Origin of the sequence: Brevibacillus soli (assembly GCF_044759095.2) — a bacterium.
In the GTDB taxonomy this organism is placed as follows: domain Bacteria; phylum Bacillota; class Bacilli; order Brevibacillales; family Brevibacillaceae; genus JBIYSM02.
Genome location: NZ_JBIYSM020000091.1, coordinates 1 through 3,462 on the forward strand (window position 1 = coordinate 1; position 3,462 = coordinate 3,462).

The following is a 3,462-nucleotide window of genomic DNA, read 5'->3' on the forward strand; positions in this document are numbered from 1 at the left end:
TTCGGAATCTGGGCTCATAACCTCAGAAGAGCAGCCCAAATGGCCAAATAAGCAACGATTAACGGATACAGTTACACGGTAGCCCCCTGAGATTCACCACAATGAGATGCTTCTGCCAAAAAACGATTTTTTCAGGAGTAACTAGCTAACGCTGGTGTCGGCTGGGGCCCCGAACACTTTTCTAGCGGCTGTATTCGATGTCCCAATGTTATAAATTCTTATACACCGAAAAAAAACGGACCGCCCCTAAGACGGTCCGGTTCCTGCTGGTATCAACATCTTCGGTTATCCATTCCTTCTTGAGATGCGAATCATCTCAAGCACGTCAACCCGCTCCTTCGTCAGCTCATGATAGAGATGGCCCTGCTTTACATAGCAGTTTTATGATGTTGGGCGTGATTTCGGTTACCGGTTTACAAACCTCCCGCAAAGCGGGGTCACCCAGCTTTCGTATGGTTCGTTCAGCCATAGGCATTCACCTCCCCGCCCGCCGTTTCAGTTTGACATGGTTGGTATCATAATAACACAAGCGATTTTGTCTTTTGAACGCGTCATGATACGATAAGGAGCAGAAGGAGGGAAGAACATGCCAAAAATTGATGTTGTTGGAAAAGGAACGTTTGAAGTAGAGGAAGGAACCAAGCTGGTTCTCGCTTTGGAAGACAACGGGGTTGACATTCTTCACCGCTGCGGTGGCAACGCTCGATGCACCACCTGTCGCGTAGAAGTGCTGGCAGGCGACCCCGGCGCGATGAGTGAAGCAGAGGCGCAGCTGCGGGAGTCGAAAGGCATCACTCAGGATAACGTGCGTCTCTCCTGTCAGATTCGCGTCCATGGCGACATGACGGTCAAGCCGTTGATGACGGTAACGGAGTCGGGCATGGATGCGGGACCGCGGCCGACCGATTAATGGCAGGGTCTCCATACATATTTGGATGATTTCGGGTGCATAATGGTACAGGTATGATCCATTTTTGACAAAGGAGTGTTCCTGATGGCCAAACCCGACGACCGTTCAGACAATGTGGAAAAGCTGCAGCAAATGATTCAAAGCACAGAGGCGAACATTCGCGAATCCCGCGATTACCTGAAGGCGCATGCGGAGGAAACGTCTCCAAAAGATTGTGCAAACATCGAAGCAAAGAACCAGCGGCGAGAAGAAAGTATCGACGGATTCCGTTCGGAAATCACGGACGAGGCTTCCCGCATGGAATAGTAATGATCAAGCCTGCCGCTTTTGGCAGGCATTTTTGTATGCAAAGTGCAGGGATACATGAATTCTTCTGCAAAACATGGTACATTGATAAGGATACATTTTAAAAAAAGAGGGGCACAGAAATGAAAAGACCAGAAGAGACACGCGTCGTCGTCGGTATGTCCGGGGGCGTCGACTCTTCCGTTACAGCCTACCTGCTGAAGGAGCAAGGCTACGACGTAATCGGGATCTTCATGAAAAACTGGGACGATACCGATGAATTCGGCCACTGCACGGCGGAAGAAGACTTTCAGGATGTACGGCGCGTCTGCGACCAATTGGGCATACCGTACTACACAGTGAACTTTGAAAAAGAATACATGGACAAGGTCTTCCAGTATTTTCTGGATGAATATAAACGGGGACGCACTCCCAACCCGGATGTCATGTGCAATCGGGAAATCAAATTTGGTGAGCTGCTGGCAAAAGTAATGGATCTGGGTGCCGACTATATCGCCACGGGTCATTACGCCCGGGTGGAGTATCGCGACGGGGAGTACAAGCTGTTGCGCGGTGCGGACAACAACAAGGACCAAACCTACTTCCTGAACGCATTGGGACAAGCCCAGCTGTCCAAGACGATGTTCCCAATCGGCCATCTGACCAAACCGCAGGTACGGGAAATTGCCGAAAAAGCAGGCCTGGCCACTGCAAAGAAGAAGGACAGCACAGGTATTTGCTTCATCGGGGAGCGAAACTTCCGCGAGTTCCTGCAAAACTACCTGCCGGCCCGACCGGGAGATATTGAAACGGTGGAAGGTGCGGTGATCGGCCGTCACGACGGGTTGATGTACTACACACTGGGCCAACGGCAAGGCTTAGGGATCGGCGGCGGATACGGCAAAAGCGGTCAACCGTGGTTCGTCGTGGACAAGGATCTGGAGCGAAACGTCCTGATCGTCGCCGAGGGCTCCGACCACCCCCGTCTTTACTCAACCAGCCTGATTGCGACAGATGTAAACTGGATCAGCGACAACAAGCCGGCTGCGACGTTCACCTGCACGGCCAAGTTCCGCTACCGTCAGCCCGATCAGGGGGTGACCGTACATGTCCGTGAAGACAACACGGTGGAAGTTGTGTTTGATCAGCCTCAAAAAGCGGTCACGCCCGGTCAAGCGGTCGTCTTTTACCGCGGGGATGAATGCCTCGGAGGGGGCACAATCGACCGCGTCACACTGCTCGACAACGGTCAATGACAAAGGATGGGGAGAGAAGTGGAAGCGTCAAGTGTAAATAAATCGAAATGGATGATCATCCTCTTCATGGCGGGGGCCGTACTTCTCGGGATACTGGCCTATATGGGTATGTCAACGACAAGCAAGGAGCATGTCGCAAAAATTCATCAGGTCATTCAATCCAAGGGTGGAGAGGTTCAGCAGATCGAGGTCGTGCCCAAAGACAAAAGTCCGTTTGAACAAAGCGGCAAGGGTAACACGATCTACAAGATTACCTACCTGAAAAATGGCAAAACCTTGACGGCATGGTATCGCTCCGACAACTATTCCTCTATAATGAAAGAGAAGGAAGAGTGGATTCTTCCCGAATGAATGGGGATTCGGAAATGAAAGTGAGTGCATAACCATGACAGATACGACGGGTCTCAGATCCCTCGCTCAATTGATACAACGCCTGGAGCCGCAGTTGACGGGAGCGAATCTGACCATTTTGGCGCATGAGAATCGGGAGCAGATCACCAAGGCGCTGCTGGACGGTTTGGGTGTGAGTGTACCGGTACAGGCAAGCTCCGGTGAATATACCAATCATCTCGCTGTTTTGAAGGTGGGCGACAACAAGTACACCTTTGCCCAGGATTACCGGGAAGTGTACCTCAGTGAAATCAATTACTGCTCCTGCCGCATTCCTCCTGATTCACACGGACTTCTTGTATATCATATCGATTATCCTGGCGTCATTTACGACGTCTCCCGCATTCTCGCGGAAAAGGAGATCAATATTTCCAAACTGAATGTTTCGCGGGAGCAGAAAGGCAAGAACGCCTTGCTCGTTTCCATTACCGATGAAGAAATCACTCCGGACGTGGTTGCGCTCATCGAAATACTGCCGCAGATCACAAAAGTGATGTCCCTGCAATAAATGAAAATGCTGTCACCCAACGAGGGGACAGCATTTTTTTGGTGTATAAGAATTTATAAATTTGGACATCCCATACAGCCGCTAGAAAAGTGTTCGGGGCCCCGCCCGGCGAA

General features: G+C 51.0%; 5 protein-coding genes. All 5 read left to right on the forward strand.

From position 1 onward, the window contains the following. Positions 1 to 586: 586 nt before the first annotated feature. Complete coding sequence (locus tag ACE99V_RS20175) at positions 587 to 910, forward strand: 2Fe-2S iron-sulfur cluster-binding protein (RefSeq protein WP_400492986.1); 324 nt, start codon at positions 587 to 589, stop codon at positions 908 to 910. Between the two features lie 84 nt (positions 911 to 994). Further along, positions 995 to 1,216, forward strand: coding sequence for a small acid-soluble spore protein Tlp (tlp, locus tag ACE99V_RS20180; protein WP_400492987.1), 222 nt, complete (start codon positions 995 to 997; stop codon positions 1,214 to 1,216). A 122-nt stretch (positions 1,217 to 1,338) separates the two neighbouring features. After that, the gene (gene mnmA / locus ACE99V_RS20185; protein WP_400492988.1) at positions 1,339 to 2,451 is read left to right on the forward strand and encodes a tRNA 2-thiouridine(34) synthase MnmA; all 1,113 of its coding nucleotides are present in this window, start codon (positions 1,339 to 1,341) and stop codon (positions 2,449 to 2,451) included. A gap of 18 nt (positions 2,452 to 2,469) precedes the next feature. Further along, positions 2,470 to 2,802: a hypothetical protein gene (locus ACE99V_RS20190; RefSeq protein WP_400492989.1), complete on the forward strand. Its 333-nt coding sequence runs from the start codon at positions 2,470 to 2,472 to the stop codon at positions 2,800 to 2,802. 34 nt (positions 2,803 to 2,836) lie between these two features. Continuing rightward, positions 2,837 to 3,349 carry an ACT domain-containing protein gene (locus ACE99V_RS20195; RefSeq protein ID WP_400492990.1) on the forward strand — a complete coding sequence of 171 codons (513 nt, stop codon included), beginning with the start codon at positions 2,837 to 2,839 and terminating at the stop codon, positions 3,347 to 3,349. Positions 3,350 to 3,462: the final 113 nt, after the last annotated feature.

What these genes read in the sequence shown, in the direction of transcription:
- ACE99V_RS20175 (WP_400492986.1), top strand. Translation starts at nt 587, where the DNA reads ATGCCAAAAATTGATGTTGTTGGAAAAGGAACGTTTGAAGTAGAGGAA.
- ACE99V_RS20195 (WP_400492990.1), top strand. Translation starts at nt 2,837, where the DNA reads ATGACAGATACGACGGGTCTCAGATCCCTCGCTCAATTGATACAACGC.
- tlp (WP_400492987.1), top strand. Translation starts at nt 995, where the DNA reads ATGGCCAAACCCGACGACCGTTCAGACAATGTGGAAAAGCTGCAGCAA.
- mnmA (WP_400492988.1), top strand. Translation starts at nt 1,339, where the DNA reads ATGAAAAGACCAGAAGAGACACGCGTCGTCGTCGGTATGTCCGGGGGC.